This is a genomic window from Actinoplanes sp. 13, from assembly GCF_056134165.1.
Window position 1 is genome coordinate 283,497 of the sequence record NZ_JBVYOQ010000003.1, and the last position, 22,954, is coordinate 306,450.

22 protein-coding genes are annotated in these 22,954 nt (G+C 72.3%); 9 read left to right on the plus strand and 13 right to left on the minus strand.

Going from position 1 to position 22,954, the window contains the following annotated elements; translation table 11 throughout:
- Position 1 precedes the first annotated feature (1 nt).
- Genes AC0NH5_RS09015 through AC0NH5_RS09025 form a run of 3 tightly spaced genes read left to right on the plus strand, consistent with a single transcriptional unit; the run spans position 2 to position 2,593 of the window.
- Positions 2–1,102, plus strand: coding sequence for an ABC transporter ATP-binding protein (locus AC0NH5_RS09015; RefSeq protein WP_474401827.1), 1,101 nt, complete (start codon positions 2–4; stop codon positions 1,100–1,102).
- 32 nt (positions 1,103–1,134) lie between these two features.
- A complete protein-coding gene (locus AC0NH5_RS09020) occupies positions 1,135–2,004 on the plus strand; it encodes a carbohydrate ABC transporter permease (RefSeq protein WP_474402382.1) in 870 nt (289 codons plus the stop codon).
- Positions 2,005–2,062: 58 nt separating this feature from the next.
- On the plus strand, positions 2,063–2,593 hold the full coding sequence (locus AC0NH5_RS09025) for a hypothetical protein (protein ID WP_474401829.1): 531 nt from the start codon (positions 2,063–2,065) through the stop codon (positions 2,591–2,593).
- Between the two features lie 12 nt (positions 2,594–2,605).
- Here AC0NH5_RS09025 and AC0NH5_RS09030 read toward each other — a convergent pair whose 3' ends face one another.
- From AC0NH5_RS09030 to AC0NH5_RS09055, 6 genes are all read right to left on the minus strand, one after another.
- Positions 2,606–3,004, minus strand: a complete 399-nt coding sequence (locus AC0NH5_RS09030) for a Fur family transcriptional regulator (RefSeq protein WP_474401831.1) — start codon at positions 3,002–3,004, stop codon at positions 2,606–2,608.
- Between the two features lie 95 nt (positions 3,005–3,099).
- On the minus strand, positions 3,100–3,852 hold the full coding sequence (locus tag AC0NH5_RS09035; protein WP_474401833.1) for a class I SAM-dependent methyltransferase: 753 nt from the start codon (positions 3,850–3,852) through the stop codon (positions 3,100–3,102).
- A 71-nt stretch (positions 3,853–3,923) separates the two neighbouring features.
- Positions 3,924–5,135, minus strand: coding sequence for an aminotransferase class V-fold PLP-dependent enzyme (locus tag AC0NH5_RS09040; protein WP_474401835.1), 1,212 nt, complete (start codon positions 5,133–5,135; stop codon positions 3,924–3,926).
- A 1-nt stretch (position 5,136) separates the two neighbouring features.
- A complete protein-coding gene (locus AC0NH5_RS09045; protein ID WP_474401837.1) occupies positions 5,137–6,456 on the minus strand; it encodes a pyridoxal-phosphate dependent enzyme in 1,320 nt (439 codons plus the stop codon).
- The gene (locus AC0NH5_RS09050) at positions 6,453–7,886 is read right to left on the minus strand and encodes a type III PLP-dependent enzyme domain-containing protein (protein ID WP_474401839.1); all 1,434 of its coding nucleotides are present in this window, start codon (positions 7,884–7,886) and stop codon (positions 6,453–6,455) included. The genes AC0NH5_RS09045 and AC0NH5_RS09050 overlap by 4 nt, the downstream gene beginning before the upstream one ends.
- A 198-nt stretch (positions 7,887–8,084) precedes the next feature.
- The gene (locus tag AC0NH5_RS09055; protein ID WP_474401842.1) at positions 8,085–11,033 is read right to left on the minus strand and encodes a glycosyl hydrolase; all 2,949 of its coding nucleotides are present in this window, start codon (positions 11,031–11,033) and stop codon (positions 8,085–8,087) included.
- 256 nt (positions 11,034–11,289) lie between these two features.
- On the opposite strand from AC0NH5_RS09055, the gene AC0NH5_RS09060 reads away from it, so the two are divergent.
- Complete coding sequence (locus AC0NH5_RS09060; RefSeq protein ID WP_474401844.1) at positions 11,290–12,030, plus strand: GAF and ANTAR domain-containing protein; 741 nt, start codon at positions 11,290–11,292, stop codon at positions 12,028–12,030.
- 123 nt (positions 12,031–12,153) lie between these two features.
- Positions 12,154–13,686 (plus strand): diguanylate cyclase domain-containing protein, encoded by a 1,533-nt coding sequence (locus AC0NH5_RS09065; protein WP_474401846.1) that lies wholly within the window; start codon positions 12,154–12,156, stop codon positions 13,684–13,686.
- Here AC0NH5_RS09065 and AC0NH5_RS09070 read toward each other — a convergent pair.
- The 3 genes from AC0NH5_RS09070 to AC0NH5_RS09080 all read right to left on the minus strand — a co-directional run bounded on the left by AC0NH5_RS09070 (position 13,664) and on the right by AC0NH5_RS09080 (position 15,795).
- Positions 13,664–14,527: an aminoglycoside phosphotransferase family protein gene (locus tag AC0NH5_RS09070; RefSeq protein ID WP_474401848.1), complete on the minus strand. Its 864-nt coding sequence runs from the start codon at positions 14,525–14,527 to the stop codon at positions 13,664–13,666. The genes AC0NH5_RS09065 and AC0NH5_RS09070 overlap by 23 nt on opposite strands.
- Positions 14,528–14,610: 83 nt before the next feature.
- Complete coding sequence (locus AC0NH5_RS09075) at positions 14,611–14,811, minus strand: hypothetical protein (protein ID WP_474401850.1); 201 nt, start codon at positions 14,809–14,811, stop codon at positions 14,611–14,613.
- Positions 14,812–14,934: 123 nt separating this feature from the next.
- Complete coding sequence (locus AC0NH5_RS09080) at positions 14,935–15,795, minus strand: helix-turn-helix transcriptional regulator (protein ID WP_474401852.1); 861 nt, start codon at positions 15,793–15,795, stop codon at positions 14,935–14,937.
- Between the two features lie 97 nt (positions 15,796–15,892).
- Here AC0NH5_RS09080 and AC0NH5_RS09085 point away from each other — a divergent pair, with 97 nt between their 5' ends.
- From AC0NH5_RS09085 to AC0NH5_RS09100, 4 genes are all read left to right on the plus strand, one after another.
- The gene (locus AC0NH5_RS09085) at positions 15,893–16,615 is read left to right on the plus strand and encodes an SDR family oxidoreductase (protein ID WP_474401854.1); all 723 of its coding nucleotides are present in this window, start codon (positions 15,893–15,895) and stop codon (positions 16,613–16,615) included.
- Between the two features lies 1 nt (position 16,616).
- Positions 16,617–17,000, plus strand: a complete 384-nt coding sequence (locus AC0NH5_RS09090; protein WP_474401856.1) for an Atu4866 domain-containing protein — start codon at positions 16,617–16,619, stop codon at positions 16,998–17,000.
- Between the two features lie 153 nt (positions 17,001–17,153).
- Positions 17,154–17,489, plus strand: coding sequence for a hypothetical protein (locus tag AC0NH5_RS09095; RefSeq protein WP_474401858.1), 336 nt, complete (start codon positions 17,154–17,156; stop codon positions 17,487–17,489).
- Between the two features lie 296 nt (positions 17,490–17,785).
- Positions 17,786–19,342: a flavin-containing monooxygenase gene (locus tag AC0NH5_RS09100; protein WP_474401860.1), complete on the plus strand. Its 1,557-nt coding sequence runs from the start codon at positions 17,786–17,788 to the stop codon at positions 19,340–19,342.
- A gap of 62 nt (positions 19,343–19,404) precedes the next feature.
- On the opposite strand, the gene AC0NH5_RS09105 is transcribed toward AC0NH5_RS09100, so the two are convergent.
- The 4 genes from AC0NH5_RS09105 to AC0NH5_RS09120 all read right to left on the minus strand — a co-directional run bounded on the left by AC0NH5_RS09105 (position 19,405) and on the right by AC0NH5_RS09120 (position 22,927).
- Positions 19,405–20,028 carry a DJ-1/PfpI family protein gene (locus AC0NH5_RS09105; RefSeq protein ID WP_474401862.1) on the minus strand — a complete coding sequence of 208 codons (624 nt, stop codon included), beginning with the start codon at positions 20,026–20,028 and terminating at the stop codon, positions 19,405–19,407.
- 36 nt (positions 20,029–20,064) lie between these two features.
- Complete coding sequence (locus AC0NH5_RS09110) at positions 20,065–21,030, minus strand: GlxA family transcriptional regulator (protein ID WP_474401864.1); 966 nt, start codon at positions 21,028–21,030, stop codon at positions 20,065–20,067.
- Positions 21,031–21,159: 129 nt separating this feature from the next.
- Positions 21,160–21,840 (minus strand): hypothetical protein, encoded by a 681-nt coding sequence (locus tag AC0NH5_RS09115; RefSeq protein WP_474401866.1) that lies wholly within the window; start codon positions 21,838–21,840, stop codon positions 21,160–21,162.
- Positions 21,841–21,898: 58 nt separating this feature from the next.
- Positions 21,899–22,927: a glycoside hydrolase family 5 protein gene (locus AC0NH5_RS09120; protein ID WP_474401868.1), complete on the minus strand. Its 1,029-nt coding sequence runs from the start codon at positions 22,925–22,927 to the stop codon at positions 21,899–21,901.
- Positions 22,928–22,954 lie beyond the last annotated feature (27 nt).

Consider the following 22,954-nt stretch of genomic DNA (forward strand, 5'->3'; position numbering starts at 1 on the left):
ATTGATGACCGCTGGACTACGTCTGATCAATGTCTCGGCCGCGTACCGGCAGGCGCCGGTGCTGCACGACCTGGACCTGGAGGTGGCCCGCGGCGAGTTGCTCGTCGTGCTCGGACCGTCCGGCGCGGGCAAGAGCACGCTGCTGCGCGTGGTCGCCGGCCTGCACCCGGCCACCGGCGGACGGGTGCTGATCGGCGACCGCGACGTCACCGGTCTGCGCCCCGGGCTGCGCGACGTGTCCATGGTGTTCCAGTCGTACGCGCTGTTCCCGCACCTCACCGCGCTGGACAACATCAGCTTCGGTCTGGAGGTGCGCGACGTGTCCCGCACGGTGGCCCGGCAGCGGGCCGCCGCGGCGGCCGGCATGGTCGGCTGCGCGCACCTGCTGGACCGGCGGCCCGGCCAGCTGTCCGGTGGCGAACGGCAACGGGTCGCGCTGGCCCGGGCCCTGGTCCGCGAACCGGAGCTGTTCCTGCTCGACGAGCCGCTGTCCAACCTTGACCTGGAACTGCGCACCGAGACGCGCGGCGAGCTCAAGGCGCTGCACGCGCGGCTCGGGGTCACCACCGTGCACGTCACCCACGACCAGACCGAGGCCCTGGTGCTCGCCGACCGGATCGCGGTGCTGCGCGACGGCCGCCTCGAACAGCTCGGCACCCCGGACGAGATCTGGCGCACCCCGGCGACGCTCTTCGTGGCCCGATTCGTGGGTTCCCCGGCGATGAACGTGCTGCCCGCGGACGGTCCGATCCGGCCTGACGGCGGGCCGGCGGCTCCGGCGCCGGGACACCGGATCGGCTTCCGGCCGGAGGCGGTCCGGCTGGAAGCCGGCGGTACGCCCGAGGCGGACCGGCACGGAGCCGGCGGCATGCCCGGGGCGGACCGGCACGGGGCCGGGGGCACGGCCGGAACGATCGAACGCATCGACGTGGTCGGGGAGGACGCTCACGCGTACACCCGCATCGCCGAAGGCCTGCCGTTGATCGTCGCCCGGGTGCCGGCGGCGGACCGCCCGGCCGTCGGCGACCCGGTCCGCGTCTCCGTCGGCTGGGCCGGCGTGCACCTGTTCGACGACGCCGGCCGGCGGGTGAACGCCGCGTGACCCGCGACCGGGGCCACCACGGGCTCACCCTGATGCTCGCGCCGTACCTGCTCGGGCTGGCCGGGCTGGTGCTGCTGCCGTTCCTGGTGACGCTCGCGCTGGCGTTCACCGACTACGACCTGATCCGGCCGCCCGAGTGGATCGGCGGCGCCAACTTCACCGCGCTGACCGAGGACCCGATCTTCCGGACCGCGCTGGTCAACTCGCTGGTGTTCGGCGCGATCGCGGTGCCGCTGCGGCTGCTGATCGCGCTCGGCCTGGCGCTGCTGCTGCACCGCCGCGGCCCGGTCGCCGGCACCGCCCGCACCGCCGCGGTGCTGCCCACCGCGGTCCCCGAGATCGCGTACGGCCTGCTCTGGCTGTGGCTGCTCAACCCGCTGTACGGGCCGATCAGCCAGGTGCTGCGCGTCGGCGGGCAGAACGGCCTGACCGTTTTTGGTCGCACCCCGCCGCAGTGGCTGACCGACCCGGTCGACGCCCGCGCCGGCATCATCCTGATGAGCCTGTTCACGATCGGCGAGACGTTCGTGATCCTGCTCGCCGCGCGGCGGGCGCTGCCGCGCGACGTCTATGAGCTGGCCGCGCTGGAGGACGCCACCGCCTGGGACGTGGTGCGCCGGATCACGCTGCCGCTGATCGCCCCGGTGCTGGGGCTGCTGCTGGTCCGCGACGCCATCGGCAGCCTGCAGTTCTCGTTCGTGCCGGCGCTGGTGGTGACCGACGGCGGGCCGCCGCCGTACGCCACCACCTATGTCCCGTTGTTCGCCTACCGCACCGCGTTCGAATACCTGCGGTACGGCTACGCCGCCGCGGCCACGCTGGTCATGCTCCTGCTGACGGTGGCCGCCGTGGCGGTGCAGTGGCGACTGCTGCGGCGTTACGGTCGTTTCACCGGTGGGTGAGAACCGGGAGCCGCGCGGCCGCCGGTCACGTCCAAAGGCGATGGAAGGTGCGAGGGCCATGCGTTATCTGATGATCCTGCTGTTCGCCGGGGGTGTGCTGGCTCCGCTGGCCGGCTGCGGGTCCGGGGATCCCGACCGGACGCCGGCCGCTCCGGCCGGCAGCGCCGGGTCCACGGTCCCGCCGGCCGCGCCGCCGCCGAGCACAGGCGGCACACCGGGCACACCACCGCGGACCGAGGCCACCACACCGGAGGAGCCGGTGGGAACCACTCCGGCGATGCCGCCGGGCACCACGCCGCCGAAGAATCCGCCGGGTACCACGCAGCCCCGCCCCGGCGACCCGCCCGGGCCGGGCGAGCTGCCGGGCGGGCTGCCGCACGGCGAGCGCACGGTGACCGGTGTCGTCGAGCGGACCGGGGACTGCACCACGCTGCGGGTCGGCGCCCGGCGATGGGGACTGGCCGGCACGATCGCGGAGAAACTGACCGCCGGTGACCGGGTCACGGTCGTGGGCCAGGTGACCACCGCCGACCCGGCGTGCGCCGGATCGGACGTACTGCGGACGCTGATCGTGAGCCACGCGAGCTGAGGCCCAGGCTGATCAGGCGGCGCAGGCGCGGCAGTCGCCGAAGATCTCCAGGGTGTGGCCGACGTCGGTGAAGCCGTGTTCGGCGGCGACCTCGTCGGCCCAGCGCTCGACGGCCGGGCCGGCCACCTCGACGGTCTTGCCGCAGCCGCGGCACACCAGGTGGTGGTGATGGGTGCGGCTGCACAGGCGGAACAGCTGTTCGCCGCCGGGGAGCCGGGTGGTGTCCGCGTCGCCGCCGTCGACCAGCATCTGCAGGGTTCGGTACACCGTGGTCAGTCCCACCTTGGCGCCGCGCTCGCGGAGCATCAGGTACAGCTGCTGGGCGCTGCGGGCGCCGTCCACCTCGCGCAGCAACGCCACGACCTCCGCTCGCTGGCGGGTGCTGCGGGTGGCGTTCGGCGTGGTGTTCACGGTGCGGGGCTCCGTCGCGGGTGGGCCACGCGGGCGGCGCGGCGATCCCGCAATTATGCAGTAGTGACGATGTGATCAGCCGTCACCGGCGGTGGTCAGGCGATCGCGGCGATCGCCGCGTGGGCGCCCCACCGCCACACGACGCCGGCCTCGGCGAACCCGGCGTCGCGGGCCGCGTCGCGGTGCCAGTCCACCGGCGGGGCGAACTCGGCGGGGACCCGGTCACCGAAGATCGCCTGCCGTTCCCGCACCAGCGGCCGCAACGACTTCTCCGCGCGTACGGCCTGCCACCACCGGGTCCATGCCATGCCGGCCGCGGCCTCGTCCGCCGCCGGGTGCAGGCGCTCCATGACGGCGCCCAGGCCGGGTTCGGGCATCAGGTCGGCGACGAGCAGCAGGCCACCGGGGCGCAGGACCGACCGTGCGGAGCGGTAGAGGGCGCGGGCCTGCTCCGGAACCAGATAGTGGATGGTCATCACCGTGGTCACCAGGTCGTAGGGGCCGCCGGGAGCAACCGTCTGCGGCCAGGACGCCTCCAGATCGGCCCGGTACAGGTCGATCCGCCCGCCGGCGCCCGCGGCGGCGAGCGCGAGCAGGACCGGGTCGAGATCGGCCAGGCCCACCGCGGCGCCCGGCCAGCGCCGGGCCATCCGTTCGGTGAAGACGCCGGGGCCGCCGCCGAGATCGAGCACCCGTCCGGGCGCCCCGCCGCAGACGGCCTCGGCGACGGCCAGCATCGCCGCCTCACAGCTCGGCGCACCGGGCAGGAAACCGGCCATGACCTCGTCCCAGGCGGTACGCCACCGGCCGACGACCGCCGCGTCGAGAAGCGGGACCACGGGAACCATCGACAACCTCGGTACGGGTGAGCGGACGATCAACGCCGCCTACTGTAACGGATGTCGTTTTCAGTAAGTTGTCATTCGGCGGCCAGGGCGGTCAACAGATCCACCAGGCGGTCGATCTCCTCGACCGTCGTGTAGACGTGCGTGCTCACCCGTACCGACGAGGTCTTCTCGCCCTCCCCTGCCTGGCAGTGGCCGTCGGCCCGGACCAGGAATCCCTCCGCCGCCAGGATGAAGCCCAGGTCGTTGGAGCCGATCCGGCGATGGCGGAAGGTCACGATGCCGTGCCGCTGCTGCACCGGCGAGTCGGCGGCCAGGCTGCGCTGACAGCCGAGCACCTCATACGCGGGCAGGCGGTGCAGGGCGTCGGTCAGCCGGGCGCCGAGCGCGACCGTCCACCGGGCGATCCGGTCCACCCCGGCCGCGTCCAGCCAGTCGAGCGCCGCGGCCAGGCCCACGATGCCGCTGGTGTTCGGGGTGCCGCTCCACCCGCCGGGGGCGAAGCGGGCGCCGCGCCGGTTGGCGGCCCAGACCACGCCGGTGCCCGGCAGCGCCATCGCCTTGTGCCCGGAGAAGACCACGAAGTCGACGTCCAGGCCGGCCACCGACACCGGCAGGTGCCCGACGGCCTGCGCGGCGTCCAGGCAGATGACGGCGCCGGGAGCGGCGGCGCGGATCCGGCCGACGTTCATGTCGCCGCCGTAGACGTGGTGCACGTGGGTGGTGGCGATGAACCGGGTCCGCTCGGTGACCATCGCGGCCAGCGCCCGGTGGTCGTAGTCGCGGGCCGGGTCGTAGGGCATCGGGCGCACCCGCACCGCGACGCCCTGCCGGGCCAGCGTGTCCACCGCCTCCTGCCAGGGCAGCGTGTTCGCTGAATGGTCGGCGAACGGCACGATGATCTCGTCGCCGTCCCGCAGGTGGCCGGTCAGCCAGTCCCGGGCGACCAGCCGCAGCCCTTCGGTGGCGCCGCTGACGAAATGCACGCCGGAGCGGTCCGGCTCGGGGTCGCCGAGGAACCGGCGCACCCGCTGCTCGGTGTCGCGGATCCGCTCGGTGGTCCGGTTGGCCCACGGGTAGGTACCGCGGCCCGCGTTGGCGTTGCCGGTGGTGAGGTATTCCATGACCGCGTCGAGGACGGGCTGCGGCTTCTGCGCGGTCGCGGCGCTGTCGAGGTACGCCTGGCCCGGGTTGCCGGCGATGATCGGGAACTGCGCCCGCAACCCGGCCTGCCAGGTGCGCAACTCGTCCGGGAAGGCCGGGCCGTGGTGGTAGCCGACGGCCACGTCAGTCCCGTACCAGTTCCGCGCCGGCGTCGCGCCAGGCGATCACGCCGCCTTCCAGGGACCGGGTGTCGGGGTGGCCCATCCGGGTGAGCAGAGCGGCGTACCGCGCCGACTTCTGCCCCACCGGGCACACCAGCAGCACCGGGCGGCTGCGGCCGAACGGCAGGCCGCCGTGCAGCATCTCGCCGAACAGGTCGTCGACGATGTTGACCGAGCCGTCGATGTGCAAAGCGCGGTAGGCGAACGGGCTGCGCAGGTCGATCACGACCGGGTTCTCCTTGTCGATCCACTCCTGCGCGTCGGCCACCCCGATGGTCGGCGCGGCGGCGAGGTCGTCCTCGGTGAGGGTGCGCACCGAGTGGGCCCGGTCCGGCTGCTGGAACAGCGCGGGCCGGCGCTCGCGCAGGTAGCTCAGGTAACTCTCGACCCGGTCGCAGACGATGAACACGGCCGTCCGCCGCTCGGTGAGCCCCGCGTCGATCCGGCGCAGGTGGCGCACCGCGCCCTGATAGGCGCCGCCGCCGGTCGGCCCGGCCAGCGTCCCGCAGCGGCGCACCAGCGTGAGCAGCCCGTCGATGGCCTCGTCGGAGCTGACCGCCTCGATGGTGTCGTAGACGCCCGGGTCGAAGAGCCCGACCTCGTGCACCTCGTCGATGTCGCGGATGCCGGGGATGAAGTCGGACTTCTCGGCGACCAGGCCGACCACGGTGACGTCCGGGTTGTGCTCGCGCAGCACCCGGGCCACGCCGGTGGACGAGCCCGCCGTCCCGACACAGGCGATGAAGTAATCGGGCGCGCGGCCGTCCAGATCGGCGATGATCTCGGGTCCGGTGCCGTGCACGTGGGCCTCGACGTTGAGGTCGTTGAAGTACTGGTCGGTGTGCAGGTACCCGCCGCCGGCCGCCGACACGGTCCGGTACATCCGGGTGAGCGGGTCGTCGGTGTCGCTGGGGTCGAGGCATTCCGACTGACCGGGCAACTCGTCGATCTGTGCGCCGAGCAGCAGCAGAAGGTCCTTGATCTCGGGCACCTTCATCCGGTTCGTGACGCTGCGGAACGGCAGGCCGTGCATGCCGGCGATCAGGGCGAGGGCCTTGGCGGTGTTGCCGCTGGAGAGCTCGACCACGGTCTCGCCGCGATCGGCGGCGCCGTCGAGGCGATGCCGGATCATGTTCCAGGACGCCCGGTCCTTCACCGAGCCGAACGGGTTGAACAGCTCCATCTTCGCGTACAGGTCGATGTTGCGAAGGCCGTGCACAGCCGCGTCGATGCGCACCAGTGGCGTGTTGCCGATGACGTCGGTGACGCTGTCGTACCTCACCCGGTCTCCTCCCGGCCCGTGACGGGCCAGTACTGCTCGTCCAGACGCCACCGCCAGCCGCCACCACCGGAGTAGGCCGCGACCGTGCGCGCGGTGGGCTGCATCAGCGCGTCGCCGGCGCTGAAGTCCATGAGATAGCCGGCCGTGTTCGCGAACACCAGCAGATCGCCGGGGCGCGGCCGGTGCGGCAGCCGCACCCGGCGCCGGGTCAGCATGTCGGCCTCCAGGCAGAGGTTGCCGGCCAGGTAGACGCCGGTGGGCTCGGCGGGCCCGGGCGCACCGCGCGGCACCAGCAGCGGGTCCATCAGCACGCCGTGCTGCTCCAGCGCGACGTCACCGCCGTTGGCGCCGACCCGGACCAGATCGTCGCGCACCTCCTCGACCCGCACGACCACGGCGCCGCACTGGTCGAGCAACGCCCGGCCGGGCTCCACGTGCAGGTCGTAGAGGCTGTCCAGCAGCAGCGTGCCGAGCGGGCGGCGCTGCGCGGCGGACTCGGTCGTGAGCAGCCGGTCCAGATAGGCCGGACCGGCGACACTGCGGTGCGCCGGATAGACGCTCAGCGTCCCGCGCACCGTGCCGCCCTCGTTGCGCAGCCCGTACCCATGGTCGTTCCAGGTCAGCGGCGCCCGCCGGCCGAGCACCGCGCCGGTCAGCTCGGTCGTCCAGGCCTCCCACTGCCGGGAGTCGGCCAGGTAGTTGACGCCGAAGCCGCCGCCGGCGTCGATCGCGCGGGGACGGAAGCCGTGCTCGTGGGCCTGTTCCATGGCCAGCAGGCAGCCCTCGAGCGCGGTCGCCTTCTCCGGCAGCCCGACGGTGTCCAGGTGATAGGCGACGCCGAGGAGGTCCAGCCGGTCGCGGTACTTGTCCAGGGTCTGCCACAGTGGACCGAGGTCGTGCGCCGGGATGCCGAAACGGCTGGCGCGGGTCATCACGTTGGTGCCGGTGGAGGTGAAGCCGGACAGGCGGGCCATCACCCGGACAGCGGGCAGGCCGTGCGCCGCGACGATCCCGGCCAGGTCGCCCAGCTCCGTGACGGAGTCGGCGTTGACGATCACGCCGGTGCGTGCGGCCAGCCAGAGGAACTCGCGGCTCTTCGGACCGGTGGCCATGATCCGGTCAGCGGTGAACCCGGCGCCGAGCGCGTGCTGCAGCTCGCCCAGCGATGCCACATCGATGCCGGCGTCGGTGGCGGCCAGGCTGCGGACCAGGGCGTGCGACCGGTTCGCCTTGTGGGCGAAATAGATGCCGCCGCTGAGGTGGTGCGCCCGGTAGACCTCGCGGAAGGCGGCGACGTTGCGGGCCAGCTGGTCGGGGAGCACGAGGTTGAGCGGGGAGCCGAGCATGTCCACCAGCTGGTGCAGCCAGGCGTGTTCGTCCAGGAGGGACCGCAGATCACCTTCGACGCGCGGTGGCAGATCAGGCGTCATCACACTCCTCTGGTCTGCGGTCGGCCCGGCTCCCCCAACGTAATTCAAGATGCCTTGTGGACCAAGAGGATCATGACCCTAAAGTGACCATTCGGCTACGGCATGCAACGTTGCGCATATCGGCACCCGTCACAACGTGCCGGTCGCGGCACGAAGCCGCCCGGGCGCTATGCCCGGGCGGCTCGGTGTCGGACTGCCTTACTGGTACGGCAGGGTCACTGTGGAGAGCGCCCCCAGGGACACTGTGCTGGGCGCGGAGCCGATGGCGCTCCAGATCTCCACCTTGACGGTGCCGTTCGCCAGGTTGCCGAGGGCTCCGGTCGCGGTGACCTGGCCGACGGCGTCGGTGTACCGCTCCCACCCGGTGACCGGGTCGGTGGCGAAGTAACGGTACGTCTCCACCCGGTCGAAGCTGCCGTTGCCGGTCAGGTCGTACGAGACCCGGACCTGGGTGGCGTTGCCCACTGACGCACCGGAGTCCACCGAGAGGCTGAACGCGGTCGCCGCGCCGGACCGGTATGCCAGGTTCAGCCCGCTCGCGGTGAACGTGGTCGGCGAGTGCGGCTGGTTGTCGTTGACGCCCGTCGACCTGGCCACCGTGGCGGTGCCGGCGCTGCCCGCGGCGCCGGCCAGGGCACCGGCGCTCTGCAGGTACCGGACCGCTCCCCCACCGGCCGGCGGCGTGGAGGTGGTCGGCGTCGGTGTCGGGCTGGTCGGCGTCGGGCTGGTCGGGCCGGTGGGGGTCGGGCCGGTGGGGGTTGGGTTGATCCCGCCGCCGGTCGCGTTGCCGCCGGACCAGTTGACCGCGCCGCTCGCCACCGTCCGGCCGGCGGGCACGGAGAGCACCCTGCCGTCCGAGAAGGTCACCGTGAGCGCCGCGTTGGTGATGTTGGAGGCGACGTACGTCCGGGCGCCGTTCTTGCTGAACACCCGGTACAGCGGGTGGTTCGCGGTGACAGTGAGATCGCTCGTCCCGAGCGCGGCGAGGTTGCGGATCCAGTGGAACGTGTGCGCCTTGGTCTCACCCTCCTCGGGGGTGTACCCGCTGTTGGCCCGGAACTTGGCCAGCGCCGCCTCGCCGTCGCCGGTCGCCAGGTACTGCCATGCGATGTCCTGCCAGAGTGCCGGTTCCCGGCCGGCGTTGGTGACCATCTCGGCGTAGTTGCGCTTGACGTACGCCGGGTCGTCGCCGAAGTAGAAGTGCCCGCCGGTGACCGGCAGCATGTTGATGCCGTGGATCTGCTCGGGCGCGGAGGCGAACCAGGTGGAGTACGCGCCGCCGTCACCCCAGACCATCCCGACGGTGCCGTGCCCGAACGCGGCCGGGAAGTTCTCGTTGCGGGTGTCGAACCAGTACTCGTTGATGGCGGCCTGCTGGGTCGTCCAGATCCAGATGCCGGCGTCGCGGATGGTGCTGTTGCCGGTCGCCTGTCCCCACTGGATCAGGGCGTTGGCGAAGTTCATCCCCTCCGACGAGGACTCCTGGTTGTTGCCGGCGAAGAACGCGCCGTGCCCGGCCGCCCAGTCGTGGCCCGCGAAGATGTCGAAGTCACGCAGGTACGGGAACCGGTTGTCGCCGCGGTCGTAGTTGTTGGCGTCGCGGATCAGCAGGTCCACCATGCCGCCGTACCGGGAGTTCGCGGCCCAGGAGGGGTCGAACTTGGCCAGTGTCGCGGCCGCGGCGATGTAGTAGCCGTAGTGGAAGTGGTGATCGTTGAGTTCGGCGTCCGAGCCGTACGACGCGGGGTAGCCGATCAGCGTGCCCCAGTTCCGGTCGTAGTAGAACAGCCGCTGCGACTTGCCCTGGGTGGCGGTGAACCACTCGGTCAGCTGGGCGCGGATGGCGGCCAGCGCGGTGTCCCGCACGTCGGTGCGGCCGAGCTGGTCGGCGATCTCCGCGATCCGGGCGCCGATGCCGAGCGCCTTGCCGGTCCAGTACGTGTCGCTCTTCGTCACGTTCACCGGGTTGTTCCTGACCTGGTCGAGATATCCGTTCAGCGTGCTCAGGTCGGATCCGGCGCCGGTGGCCACGGCGGGCACCTCGGGCAGCACCCCGTTGTAGACCGCGGAGGTGGTGAACGACGAGGCGCCGACGAGGTTCTTCATCGCGCCGCGGGCGGTGACGTAGGTCTGCGGGATCGGCGTCGCGCCGGTCAGGGCCCGCCACTGGTGCGGGTAGAGCCCGATCACGGTTCCGGTGCCGGAGCCCTCGCGGGCGGTGGTGGTGTACGCGTACGTGGTGGTGACCCGGCTGGCGGCCTGGTTGTAGGCGTACGACACCCGGGTCCCGGTCACGTGGTTGTGGGCGTACGTGCCGTAGCTGGTGGCCAGCGCGGTCTTGTCCGCGGTGCTGGTGGCCGGCGTGGTGGGCAGCACGGCGATGGAGAAGTACCCCTTGCCCGCCAGCGAGGAGGTGATCACGGTGCCGTTGACCGACCAGGTGGCTCCGGCCGGCGCGTACGCGACGTAGTCCTTGCCGGCGACCGAGTACCCGATCCGGGAACCGCTGTTCGACCAGATCGTCGGGGTGCTCTTCGCGGTGATCTGCGCGTTGCCGCCGGTGACCTGGAAGTACGCGAACGGCAGCCCGTGGCCGATGATGGCCTTCATGGTGCGGGTGCCGTCGCTCCAGTACGGCGTGACGGTCCAGTCCGTCCAGGAGTCGACCAGGGTCCGCGGCGCGTTCAACCCGGCCACCCCGGCGGTGAAGTTCTCCTGGTAGAGGTAGTGGTACTCCCCCACGCCGGTGGACGAGCCACTGATCTGCGGCGTGGTGGTGTACGAGAAGCCCAGCCCGCCCGCGGTGGTGTCGTAACTCGCCGGGTGGGCGTGCAGGTTCTCGCTGTACGCGCAGTCGAACTTCTTGAACACCAGCGACGACCACCAGTCGTTGGTCGGCACCGGGCCGGCCGGGGCGTTGGCGGTCATGAACTGGCGGGGGTTCGTGGACAGGTCCCCGCAGCCGGCCGGCAGGCTCGCGCCGGCCGGCAGGGTCTCGGTGTAGCTGCCCGCGCCGACGGGGGCGGCGTCTGCCGTGCCGGCGAGGGCGACCGCGGTGAGCCCGCCGGTGATCGCCGCGGCGAGCGCGACCACGAGGGCGCGGCCGGGAGTTCCTCTCGTTCGTGAGCGTCCGACGACAGATCCCATCACGCCTCCACTGATTCCACCTGCGGCAACTGTCCGTGAGAGCGCTCTCTCGTGTCAGGAACTGTAGGGGCGGCAAAGCATGTCGTCAATGTTTCCCATCGATTAACGAAGCGACCCGAAAACGGCGCGGCGCAGCCGGGTGGCGAGCCGGCCGGGACCACGTCCAAAGGTGTCCGCGTCCCGTTGAGACCGTGGACCCGCGTGTCGAATCCTCCCTCCGGGTGATCACCACGGTCCGCTACGGAGGGAGGCCCGGATGACGCAGCGAGCTGAGGGCGCCGGCACTGACGTCGATCCCCTGGCCGAGGCGATCGTCACGCTTGCCGAAACACCCGACGACGTGAGCGGCATCGACCGTCGGCTCGCATCGATCGCCCAGTTGGCCGTCGACCGGGTCCACGCCGCTGACTACGCCTCGGTCACCGTGCTCCGCGACGACACCTACAGCACGGTCGCCGCGAGCAGCGCGGTCGCCCAAGCCGTCGACGACGCGCAGTACGACGAGCAGGACGGCCCCTGCCTGCAGGCACTGGCACAGGGCGTCCCGTTCACCGTGCCCGACCTGACCACGACGATCAGGTGGCCCCATTTCCGCGAGACGGCCGTCGGCCTGGGCCTGCACGCCTCCGTGTCGCTCCCCGTGTTCGTCGGCAGCGGCAGGACCATAGCCGCACTCAACCTCTACGGGCGTGATCCCTTCGCCATGGCTCCACTGATCGTCGGAGTGTGGACCGTCTACCGGCCGGACCGGCCGCTGCCCGGCGACCGTGCGGATCTGCCACCCCTGGACGCCGGCGGCGAGGAACTGATCGCCGGGTTCGCCGAGGCCCTGACCGTCCGGTCGACCATTCAACGCGCCGTCGGCATCATCATGAGCCGCGACCAGGTCACCGCCGAGGTCGCCTACCTCACGCTGCGGCTGCACGCCGCGCAGGAGGGGATCGGCCTGCGCGCGGCGGCCGGCGAGGTCATCGCCGGCGGCGATCACCACCGGTAGTGGCCGTGGACTTCGTATGGGGTACCGCGCCGCGGAGCACTCAAGCCGGGGGCGGCCGTGCCGATGGTGGAGCAGTCAACCGGCACACCCGGGACTGTCGCGCGGAAAGGCTGGGAGGTGGCCATGCGGAAAGATCTTCTTCTGGCCCTCCTGGTCCTGTCGACCGCCGCGGTCCTGCCGGTCTTCGCTTTCGGCAGCGCTCCGGCAGCTGTGCTCCTTCCGCTGTACTGGGTGTTGCTGTTGATCTTTCAGGCCGCGTTCGCCGTCTCGGCGGCGCGGGTCGCGCGGCACTGTCGCGTCGGTGAGCGCGACGAACGGGCCCGCGCCGGACGACGGTTCTGGCGCTACGCCGCGGCGGCCTTCGCGATCATGGCCGCGGGAGATCTGATCCAGCTGGCCCGCGTCGTCCACGGTCCGCCCGACCGCGCGGCGATGATGGGGACCGAGCTGCTGCTGGCCACCGTCGTCGTGGGCACGCTGTTGCTCACCACCGGCCTGCTGCGTCATCCCGGCCGCACCGGCAGCCCGCAGGAACAGGCCCGGCTGCGGCTGGACACCGCCACCGTGCTGGCCGGTGCGGCGACGTTCGGGATCCTGGTCGTCCAGGTCCCGGCCGGCCCGACAGGGGCCGCCTGGGCCGTCCAGTTCCTCATCACGCTGCTGATCCAGCCGGTGCTCTTCCTGGTGCTGATCTTCGGGGTGCTCCGGCTGACCTTCGGCGGGATGAGCCCCTTCAGCGGGCGTGTGGGCACGCTGCTGGGGCTGGCCGCGCTGTCCCAGGCGGTCACGCAGGCCATCCCCGAGGGGGTGTACCTGACGAACGGCCACGCCAACTTCTGGGCGTTCGGGGCCAGCCTCCTCGGTCCCGGGCTGGCCGCGGTCGGCGCGCGGATGCAGGAACGCCACGGCCGGACGACACCCGCGGACCCGGCGATCCGGCCGGATCGCCCGTTCAGCCGGCTGCCGTACGCCGCGATGGCGGCGACCTGGGTGCTGGCCGCCTGCATCCTGATCGGCCAGGGGCTCGGCGCGCGCTCCGTGGCCGTCCTGGCCGGCACGATGGTCACCACCGCGCTGATCGTCTGCCGCCAGCTCCAGGCCTTCCAGCACATCAACCGGCTGCTGCGCGAACGCGACGACCTGGCGGCCCGCCTCAGCGACCTGGCGTTCCGTGACGGCCTCACCGGGCTGGCCAACCGCACGGCCTTCCTCGACACGCTGGCCCGCTGCCTGTCCGGCGGCGCCGCGGTGACGGTGCTGCTGATCGACCTGGACAAGTTCAAGCCGGTCAACGACACCTTCGGGCATGCCACCGGCGACCGGCTGCTGATCGAGGTCGCCCGGCGCCTGCGGGAGCAGGCGGGTGACAGGATCACCGTGGCCCGGCTGGGCGGCGACGAGTTCGCGATGCTCGCCACCGGCCTGACCGCCGGGGCCGTCGGCGAGCTGGCCGCCCGGGTGCGGGACGCACTGTCCGGAACTGTTCACATCGACGCGGCGAGCGTGCCGCTGAGCGGCAGCGTCGGCGTGGCCACCGGCACCGGCGCCGACCACGACGCGGACGGCCTGCTCCACGCGGCCGACATGGACATGTACGCCCAGAAGCACCACGCCGTCCGCGAGCCGGCCGCGGTCAGGCTGACAGGACCGCGGTGAGCTGCCGGGTGGTCTGCGCCTTCACCCAGGGATCGGTGGCCGCATAGGCCCGATAGGCCAGCACCCCGCCGATCAGCGATCGTCCTCTCCCCCGCGCCCAGGTCGCCTCGTCGACGGCCAGCGTCTCGCGGAAGGCGTCCCGGGCCCGGCCTTCCAGCAGGGTGAACGCCATCATCAGGTCCCGGGCCGGATCGCCACGTCCGAGGCCTCCGAAGTCGATCACGGCGCTGACCTCGCCGTCCCTGGTCAGCAGGTTCCCGGTGTGGAAGTCGCCGTGGTACCAGACCGGCGGCCGGTCCCAGGCGGGCGCGGAGACCGCCTCCCGCCAGATCGCCAGCAGCGAACGAGCGTCGAACGCGTGCGCGATGTCCGCGATCGCGGCGCGCATCTGGTCGTCGTGATCGGCGAGCGGCTGGTCCGGCTCGACGGCCGCGGGAAGGTCGGCCGACTGCAGAGCGGTCAGAAACCCGGCGAGCCGCAGCGCCGTCTCGACGGACTCCCCGAGATCCTCGTAACGGGCCACCGCACCGGCCAGCCACCGGGAGACACCCCAGGCCCACGGATAGCCGAGACCGGGTTCGCCGACGGCCACCGGCTCGGGGATCGCCAACGGCAGGCACGGCGCGAGCCGTGGCAGCAACCGCAGTTCCTTGGCCGCCTGGCGGATCGCACCATCGTGGCGGGGAAGCCGCACGGACAGCTCCGACCCGAGCCGGTAGATGACGTGGTCGGACCCGCCCGGCGAGACCCGGCGCAACGGGAGTCCGGCCCATTGCGGGAACTGGCTGTCGACCAGCCGCCGGGCCAGCCGCTCGTCCGCTTCGAAACGTTCGATCGTCACGCACCCATGACAACTGATCTTCGGTGCGGTGTCGACCCCCGGGGGGCAGCCGAGCCCGCTGAGCCCGGCTGCACCCGGCAGGGTCAGCCGCTGCGGCGGTTGCCGTACTGGCGCGGGCTCTGCACCGTACCGGAACGGATCTGGCGTTGTCCGGAAGCGCTCGGGCCGGGCTTGGCCGACGTCTTGCCCTTGGCCCGGCGGGCCGCACGGTTGGCGAAGGGCTCGGGGGTCTCCTCGGTCTCGGTGTCCGGTTCCGATCCGGGGTCCGCGGCAGGCTCGGTCATCGATGTCTCCTTGTGCTGTTCGGAACCGGACGACTCACCACCGGCCGGCGAAACGCGACTTCCGCGATGCGCTGACCGTAACGCAAGCCCGGCCGGCGTCGCGCCCGGAACCACCGGCGGCGCTCACCGGGCCGGCGCCGGTGCCGGTGCGGGGGCCGGCAGCTCGGCGGCGACCGTCCCCAGCAGCGCCAGTGCCTGCGCCGACGGACTTCCGGCCTCGGCCTGGTAGACGACGAGTTGCTGGCCCGCCGCGCCGCCGACGGTGAACGAGTCGTACGTCAACGTCAGCTCGCCGACCTCGTGGTGGTGGAAGACCTTCGCCTCGTGCGCCTTGCCCCGGACGTCGTGCCGGGCCCACAGCCGGCGGAACTCCGGGCTCTTCAGCGAGAGCTCGCCGACGAGCTCGGTGAGCCGGGCGTCGTCGAGCAGGTCACCGGCGGCGGCGCGGAGCGCGCCCAGGGTGGACCGCGCGACCTGCTCCCACCGGGGGTAGAAGGAGCGGGCGGCCGGGCTGAGGAAGACGAACCGGACGAGGTTGGGCTCGTCCTCCGCGAACACCTCGGCGAACAGGGCGCGTCCCAGCCGGTTGGCGGTCAGCACGTCCATCCGGCGGTCGATGATCAACGCGGGGGTGTGCAGCCAGCCGTCCATCAACCGCAGCAGGCTCGGCCGGACGGTCTCCCGCGGGCGCCTGAGCAGCGGGCCGCGACGGGTCCGGGCCAGCCGGTGCAGATGCGCCACCTCCTCCGGATCGAGTCCCAGGGTGCGGGCCAGCGCGTCCAGCACCTGCCCGGAGGGGTGCTGCTCGCGGCCCTGCTCCAGCCGGGTGTAGTAGTCGGTGCTCACCCCGGACAGCTGGGCGACCTCCTCGCGGCGCAGGCCCGGTGTCCGGCGCAGGCCGGACGAGATCACCCCGGCCTGTTCCGGGCTGGTCGTCTCGCGGCGGGCCCGGAGGAACCCGCCCAGCGCATTGGTGCCGTCCATGGCCCCAACATAACGCCGCGACACCTGTCGTCCGGCCGCCGTGCCTGGGTGTGACGCACCCTGCCGGACCACCGCCGGAGGCCGGAGGGTGGGACCCATGGAATCTTCAACGAAGGTCGTGCTGGTCACCGGCGCCAGCAGCGGGATCGGCGAGGCCGTCGCGCTGCGCCTGGCCGGCGAAGGACATCAGGTGCTCGCCGGTGCGCGCCGGGCGGACCGCCTCGCCGCGCTCGCGGAACACCACGACACCATTCGGGTACGCCAGCTCGACGTGACCGACCGCGCGGACGTCGCGGCGTTCGTCGACAGCGCGGTCGCCGAGTTCGGGCGGGTCGACGTGCTCGTCAACAACGCGGGCGTGATGCCGCTGTCCCGGCTCGACGCGCTGCTGGTCGACGAGTGGGACCGGATGCTCGACGTCAACGTCCGGGGCCTGCTGCACGGCATCGCGGCCGTGCTGCCGGTGTTCCGGCGCCAGGACAGCGGCCACCTGGTGACCGTCGCCTCGGTCGGGGCGCACGAGGTGGTGCCCACCTCGGCGGTGTACTCGGCGACGAAGTTCGCCGCGTGGGCGGTCACCGAGGGCCTGCGCCTGGAGGCCGACCCGAGCCTGCGGGTCACCACGATCACGCCCGGCGTCGTCGAGTCCGAGCTGGCCGAGTCGATCAGCGATCCGGTCGCCCGGGACGCGATGAAGGAGTACCGCCGCAACTCGATCCCGCCGGACGCGATCGCCCGCGCGATCTCGTTCGCCATCAGTCAGCCCGCGGACGTCGACGTCAACGAGATCATCGTCCGCCCGACCCGGCAGCGGGGCTGACATGGCCGGCCGGAACCGGCGCGGAGTTCCCGAGGCGATCACCGCCCTGTCCGCGACGATGGCCCTGGCCGCCTGCGGCACGCAGGCCGCACCGGCCGGGACGACACACCCGTACGCCGGGATGTGGGTCACCGTCGACAACCACATCCGCCAGGAGTTGCTCCCCGGCGGCCGGTACGACGAGGCGCGCGGCACCCGGGCGAGCGCCTACACCGGACGGTACGAGGTGCGCGGCGAGCACATCGACTACTGGGACGACAGCGGGTTCACCGCTGACGGCCGCTTCGACGGTGACGTGCTCCACCACGGCGGCTATCTGTTCTACCGCGAGGGCAGCGCGGCCCACCGGCGGGCCGTCGCGACACGCGGGTCCACCGGGCCGTGATCGGGCCGGCGGGCGACACTGCGGGCTGACCGGCACCGTGCGGCGGTTTCGCCACCCCGGGCGGTGGGCACCAGGTTCGCAGCAAGGCGGCGGGCCGACGGTTCACCAGGTAGGACCTCAACCGCCTACTACACACGAGTCGGAGAATTCTTCATGCGTATCGTCAAGTTGGCCGCCGGCCTCGCCGTCGGCTACGTGCTCGGCAGCCGGGCCGGGCGGGAGAAGTACGAGCAGATCGCCGCGACGGCCCGCAAGGTCAGCGCCCACCCGAATGTGGTGCAGGCGCAGGAGAAGGCGAAGAGCCTGCTCAGCAGCGACACGAGCACCGGCGGCGGCCCCAGTGCCGGCACCGGCACCAGCACCGCGACGTTCGACACGGCGGACACCGCCCGGCCGGCCTCCGTGAGCGCCGTCGGCACCGGCCCGGCACCGCGCAAGCGGACTCCGCGCGCCACCGGCTCCGACGTGACGGGCACTTCCTCGCTGTAACGCCGCGGTACCGCAGCCGCACCGCGACAGGCCTGGTCCGGGTTCTCCCCGAGCCAGGCCTGATCCTTGTCGCCGTCCATCCGGCATCCTCCTGCCCGGCGAGAAGAACCTGTGGAATGGTGGGGTCGTCCGCGCGACGGTTGACGGCGGCATCGACCGGTTTCGCTCGATAGCGCTCGGCGGATATGACGTGCGGTCCGCGGATAGCCGCCGCCACGCCGCGCTCGTTAACTTTCTGGGACCGCGGCCGCTCCTGCCGGCGCGGCGGACGGATCGGTCACCGCCGGGAGGTTGTCATGAGGATCGCCGTTGTTGGTGCCGGCTTCGCCGGCCTGAGCTCGGCGAAGGTGCTGCGGCAGTGCGGCTTCGACGTCACGGTCTTCGAGCAGGCGCCGGACGTGGGCGGGGCGTGGAGCCGCACCCGGCGGTACCCCGGACTGTGCACGCAGAACAACAAGGGCACGTACCACCTCAGTGACCTGGCGATGCCCAGGCACTACCCGCAGTGGCCCACCGGCGAGCAGGTCCAGGAGTACCTGGAGCGGTACGTGCAGCTGTTCGACCTCGGCGGGGCGTTGCGCCTGTCCACCGAGGTCGTCTCCGCGGAACTCGTGGACGGCGAGGCGGCGTGGCTGATCACCTCGCGGCCGGCCGGCACCGGCGAACCAGGGACCCCGGAGCGGTACGACCATCTCGTCGTCGCCAACGGCATCTTCTCCGATCCGCTCGTCCCGGATTACGCCGGTCGCGCCGAGTTCACCGCGGCCGGGGGCCGGGTGCTGGCCGCGAGCCGGTTCCACGACCTGGAGTCGGCCCGGGGCCACAACGTGGTCGTCGTCGGTTACGGCAAGTCGTCGTGCGACGTGGCCGTCGCCGTCAGCGAGGTCGCCGCGCGGACCAGTGTGGTCGCCCGGGAGCTGCTCTGGAAGATGCCCCGGAAGCTCGGCGGCGTGCTGAACTACAAATACCTGCTGCTCACCCGGATGGGCGAGGCGCTGTTCCGGTACATCGAGCCGAAGGGCTTCGAGCGGTTCCTGCACGGTCCCGGCAACGGCGTGCGCCAGGCCATGCTGGACAGCGTCGGGTCGATCGCGACCCGGCAGCTCAAGCTGGCCGAGCTGGGCCTGGTGCCGCGCGGCTCGTTCGAGGACATCGCCCGCAGCACCGTGAGCCTGGCGACCGACGGCTTCGTCGCAGGTGTCGCCGATGGCCGCATCACGGTGCACCGCGACCAGGTGATCAGCGAGCTGGTGACCGACGGCGGGCAGCCGGCCGCCCGCCTCGCCGACGGCACGGTGCTCCCGGCCGACCTGGTGATCTGCGGGACCGGGTTCCGCCAGCACGTGCCGTTCTTCGACGCGGCGCTGCACGCCCGCCTCGAGGACGGTGCGGGCAACTTCATGCTGTACCGCCAGATCCTTCCGCTCGACGTCCCGCACCTCAGCTTCGCCGGCTACAACTCCTCGTTCTTCAGCCCGCTCAGCGCGGAGATGGCGGCGGTGTGGACCGCCGCCCATCTGCGCGGCGGGATCACGCTGCCGCCGGCGGAGCGGATGCGCGCGGAGGTGCGGGCCCGCCTGGCCTGGATGGCGCGGCGCACCGACGGCCGGCACGCGCGGGGCACGAACGTCATCCCGTTCTCGATGCACAACATCGACGAGGTGCTCGACGACCTCGGGCTCAACCTGGGCCGTCTGACCCGGGCCCGGCAGTGGCTGTTGCCCGTCGACCCGCGTTCGTACCGGAAGGTGACATCCCGCATGATCCGGCGCACCGCCACGACGGCGAACCGGCCGGCGGCACCCGCACCCGTCGCCGGGGCACCGGACCAGCAGCCCGCGGCACAGGTATAGCGCCGGCGCCCGGCCACCGGATCAGGCTCGGCGCGGTCGCGGCAGGCTCCGGCCGCGCTCCATCACCGGATCAGGCTCAGTGCGGCCTCGACCAGCTCCGGCGCCGCGCCGGCCGGAGAACCGGCCTGGTACGGCGGTTGTGGGTCGTACTCGATCGCGAGTTGCACCGCCTGGGCGGTCCGGTCGCCGGCGGCCGCGCCGAGCAGCGACAACGCCATGTCGATCCCGGCCGACACCCCGGCTGCCGTGAGGATGTCGCCGTCGCGGACGATCCGCTCGCCGACGGGGACGGCGCCGACGCCGGCGAGCCGGTCCAGCAGGCCCCAGTGGGTGGTGGCCCGCCGGCCGGTGAGCAGACCGGCCGCGCCCAGCAGGAACGAGCCGCTGCACACCGACGTGGTCCACCGGGCGTGCCGGTGCGCCGTGGCGATCCAGTCGAGCAGCGCCCGGTCGGCGAGCGCGTCCGTGGTGCCGGGGCCGCCGGGCACCACCAGCACGTCGGGATCCGGCAGGTCCCGGAAGGCGACGGCAGCGCTGATCGTGAAGCTGCCGGCGTCGTCGGTCACCGGCCCCGGCTCGGCGGCGACGAAGCTGACCCGCCAGCCCGGGGCGAAGGCGAAGACGGTGTACGGCCCGATCGCGTCCAGGGCGGTGAACCGGGGGTACAGCGCGATGGCGACGTGCATGAGATCTCCTGTCGTCGAGGCGTGGTGAAGCCGGGCTCATCGAGGCGCGGTGAAGCGCCGCCGGTATTCGCCGGGAGCGACCCGCCACAGTCGCTGGAACGTGCGGAACAGCGTCTCCGGCGTGCCGATGCCGGTCTCCCGGGCGATCCGGTCGAGCGGATGGTCGGTGGTCTCCAGCAGGCGGCGGGCGGCCTCGGCCCGGCTGCGCTCGACGTACCGGCCGGGCGGCATCCCGGTCCGCTCGGCGAAGACCCGGGCGAAGTGGCGTTCGCTGAGCCCGGCGCGCCGGGCCAGCGCCGGGACGCTCAGGTCGGCCCCGGGGTTGCCGTCGATGTAGGCGTGCAGCGCGCGCATCGGCTCGTCCGGGGCCGCCGCGGCCGCCCGCATCGGCGCGCTGAACTGGCTCTGGCCGCCCGGCCGGTGCAGATAGACCACGAGGCCACGGGCCACGTCGCGGGCCAGGTGGGCGCCGTGGTCGTCGGCGACCAGGGCCAGCGCCAGATCGATGCCGGCGGTCACCCCGGCGGAGGTCCACACCGGCCCGTCACGCTGATAGATGCGGTCCGCGTCGACGGTGACGTCGGGGTGGCGGTCGGCGAGCTCGCCGGCGGCCAGCCAGTGCGTGGTGGCCCGGCGCCCGGTCAGCAGGCCGGCCTCGGCGAGCAGCAACGCCCCGGTGCACACCGACGCGGTGCGCCGGGCGAGGGCCGACAACCGGCCGAGCTGCCCGATCAGGGTCCGGTCGGGCAGGTGCCTGCGCACGGACAGCCCACCGACGACGATCAGCGTGTCGATGTCGCCGGTGACGTCCGCCAGCGCCGTCCGCGCGTCGACGCCGATGCCGGTGTTCGCGGTGACCGGGCCGGTCCGGGCGGCGGCGACCTCGATGCGGTACCCGTCCGGCCGGGCCAGCAGCGTGGCGGTCGCGAACACGTCGGCGGGGCCGGCCAGGTCGAGCAGCTGGAATCCGTCGAAGGCCACGAAAACGATCCGGCGTTGCATGGATTCATCGTGGTCGTCCGGCGCGGCAGGCAGCAATGCCGCAGGTATTACGGATTCAGCCATGCCCTGGCCTCGGGTGGCCTCCGGCCATGCTGGACGACGACTGGCGGCCGGGTGCGCATCCGGGCGTCACAGCGCCGGGAAGGCCGCCCCGTCGTTGAGCTGCTTCACGAGGGTGAGAACGGCGTCCCGCCCGCCGTTGGCGTCCAGCCATCGCTGGACCCGGCACGCCGCCTTCGCGTACACCTGCTGGTCGGCGCCGGCGGCCTTGAGCCAGGCGAGCAGCGTCTCCGGCAGGGGGCCGTCGAACGGAACCCGGCACCGGTCGCCGAGATACCGCGGGTCGTCGGAGACGACGACAGCGAGCCCCTCGTCGAACCACTGCGGAACCTCGCCGTCCAGCCGCTCGTGCAGCTCGACGTGCGCCATCTCGTGCGAGGCGATCACTGTGTCGAGCCCGCGCGGGGACAGCATGACGGCACGGTTGAGAACGGCGACGCCTTTCTCGCCCCCGCCGCCGATCCGGTCGTAGCACGCTTCGGTGAAGCAGGCGATCACCCGCGGTGCGGACTCACGGCCGCCGTAGAACTCCTCGACGCGCCGGCCGGCGTCGGCCGCCAGGGCAACGAGCTGATCTTTCTGTACGGCCGTGAGGCCCCGTTCGCTGTAGACACCCTCGCTCACCCGCGTGAGCCGGTAGCAGCCGGGACAGGCCGTCGCCGCGACGGCCGGATAGGCCAGGGCCAGCGCGCCGACCGCCAGCAGCACCACGAGGATGCCACCGGCGGCCCAGCGCAGAGGTTTCCGCATCCGGCGATCGTAGAGTGCCGGGAGCTCCCGCGGGTGCTGGTGAAGGTGGGGCCGGCGCTCAGAGGCCCCACCCGTACCGGACCCGGTCGTGGCCGGAGGGGTTGCGGACAGTCAGGTTGAGGCTGGTCCCGCTGCCGCTGAGGGCGAACATCGAGTACCAGTCGTACCCGGAGCTGCCGGTGGGTTTGCCCCCGGCAGCCGGCCAGTAGGTGCCGCCCATCTGGTTGTCCCGCATGACCTGGGTGACGGCGCGGAGATGGCGGACGAAGTTGTCGGTGCTGTTGGCGTCGGCGTAGTTGAGCCCGTTGTCCATGGGTGAGCCGAACTCGGTCACGACGGCGCGGGAGGCGCAGTTGCCCAGGCGGGTCCGGATGTGACTGCGGAACGCGTCGTAGGTCATCGCGCTGTACATGAAGGCGTAGTGGTGGAAGGAGAGCAGCGTGCCGCTGAAGCGGCTGTCGTTGCACACGTCGCGCAGGTCCTGGCTGTAACCGGTGCCGCCGATCAGGGTCCGGGCGGGCACGGCCGAGTAGTGATAACTGAGCCAGGCGGCGGCGACGTTGCGCCACTCCGCCGAGGTGTAGCCGTGCGGCTCGTTCATCGGCTCGAAGTACACGTTGGTGTTCGCGCCGTACGTGCTGGTCACCCGGGACCACATGGTGTTCCAGGCGGCGACGTTCGTGACCCTGCCGCCGGAGGCCGCGCCGTCCTCCCAGTAAGCCAGGATGACCTTGAAGCCGCGCCCGGTGGCGGCGTCGATGGCGCCCCGGTACGCGTTCCACCACGTGGTGCCCACCGTGTGGGTGTTGATCGGCAGCCGGACGGTGTTGACGCCCATCGCGGCCATGTCGTCGTAGAGGGCGTTGGCCTTGGCCCGCACGGTCGCGTTGCTGTCGGACGAGCTCAGGCCCTGCACGACGAGCGGGCCGGTGCTGAAGTTGTCACCCAGCACCGCCCAGTTCATTCCCCGGAACTGCCGGGTGGCAGCGGTGGCGGGTGCGGCGGCGACAACGACGCCACCCAGTGCTGTCAGCGTGGCCAGCAGGGCCGTCCCCCACCGGCGGCTCCACGATGTGGTCCGTTTCATGGAAGGCTCCATTCCTCGGTCGAGTGC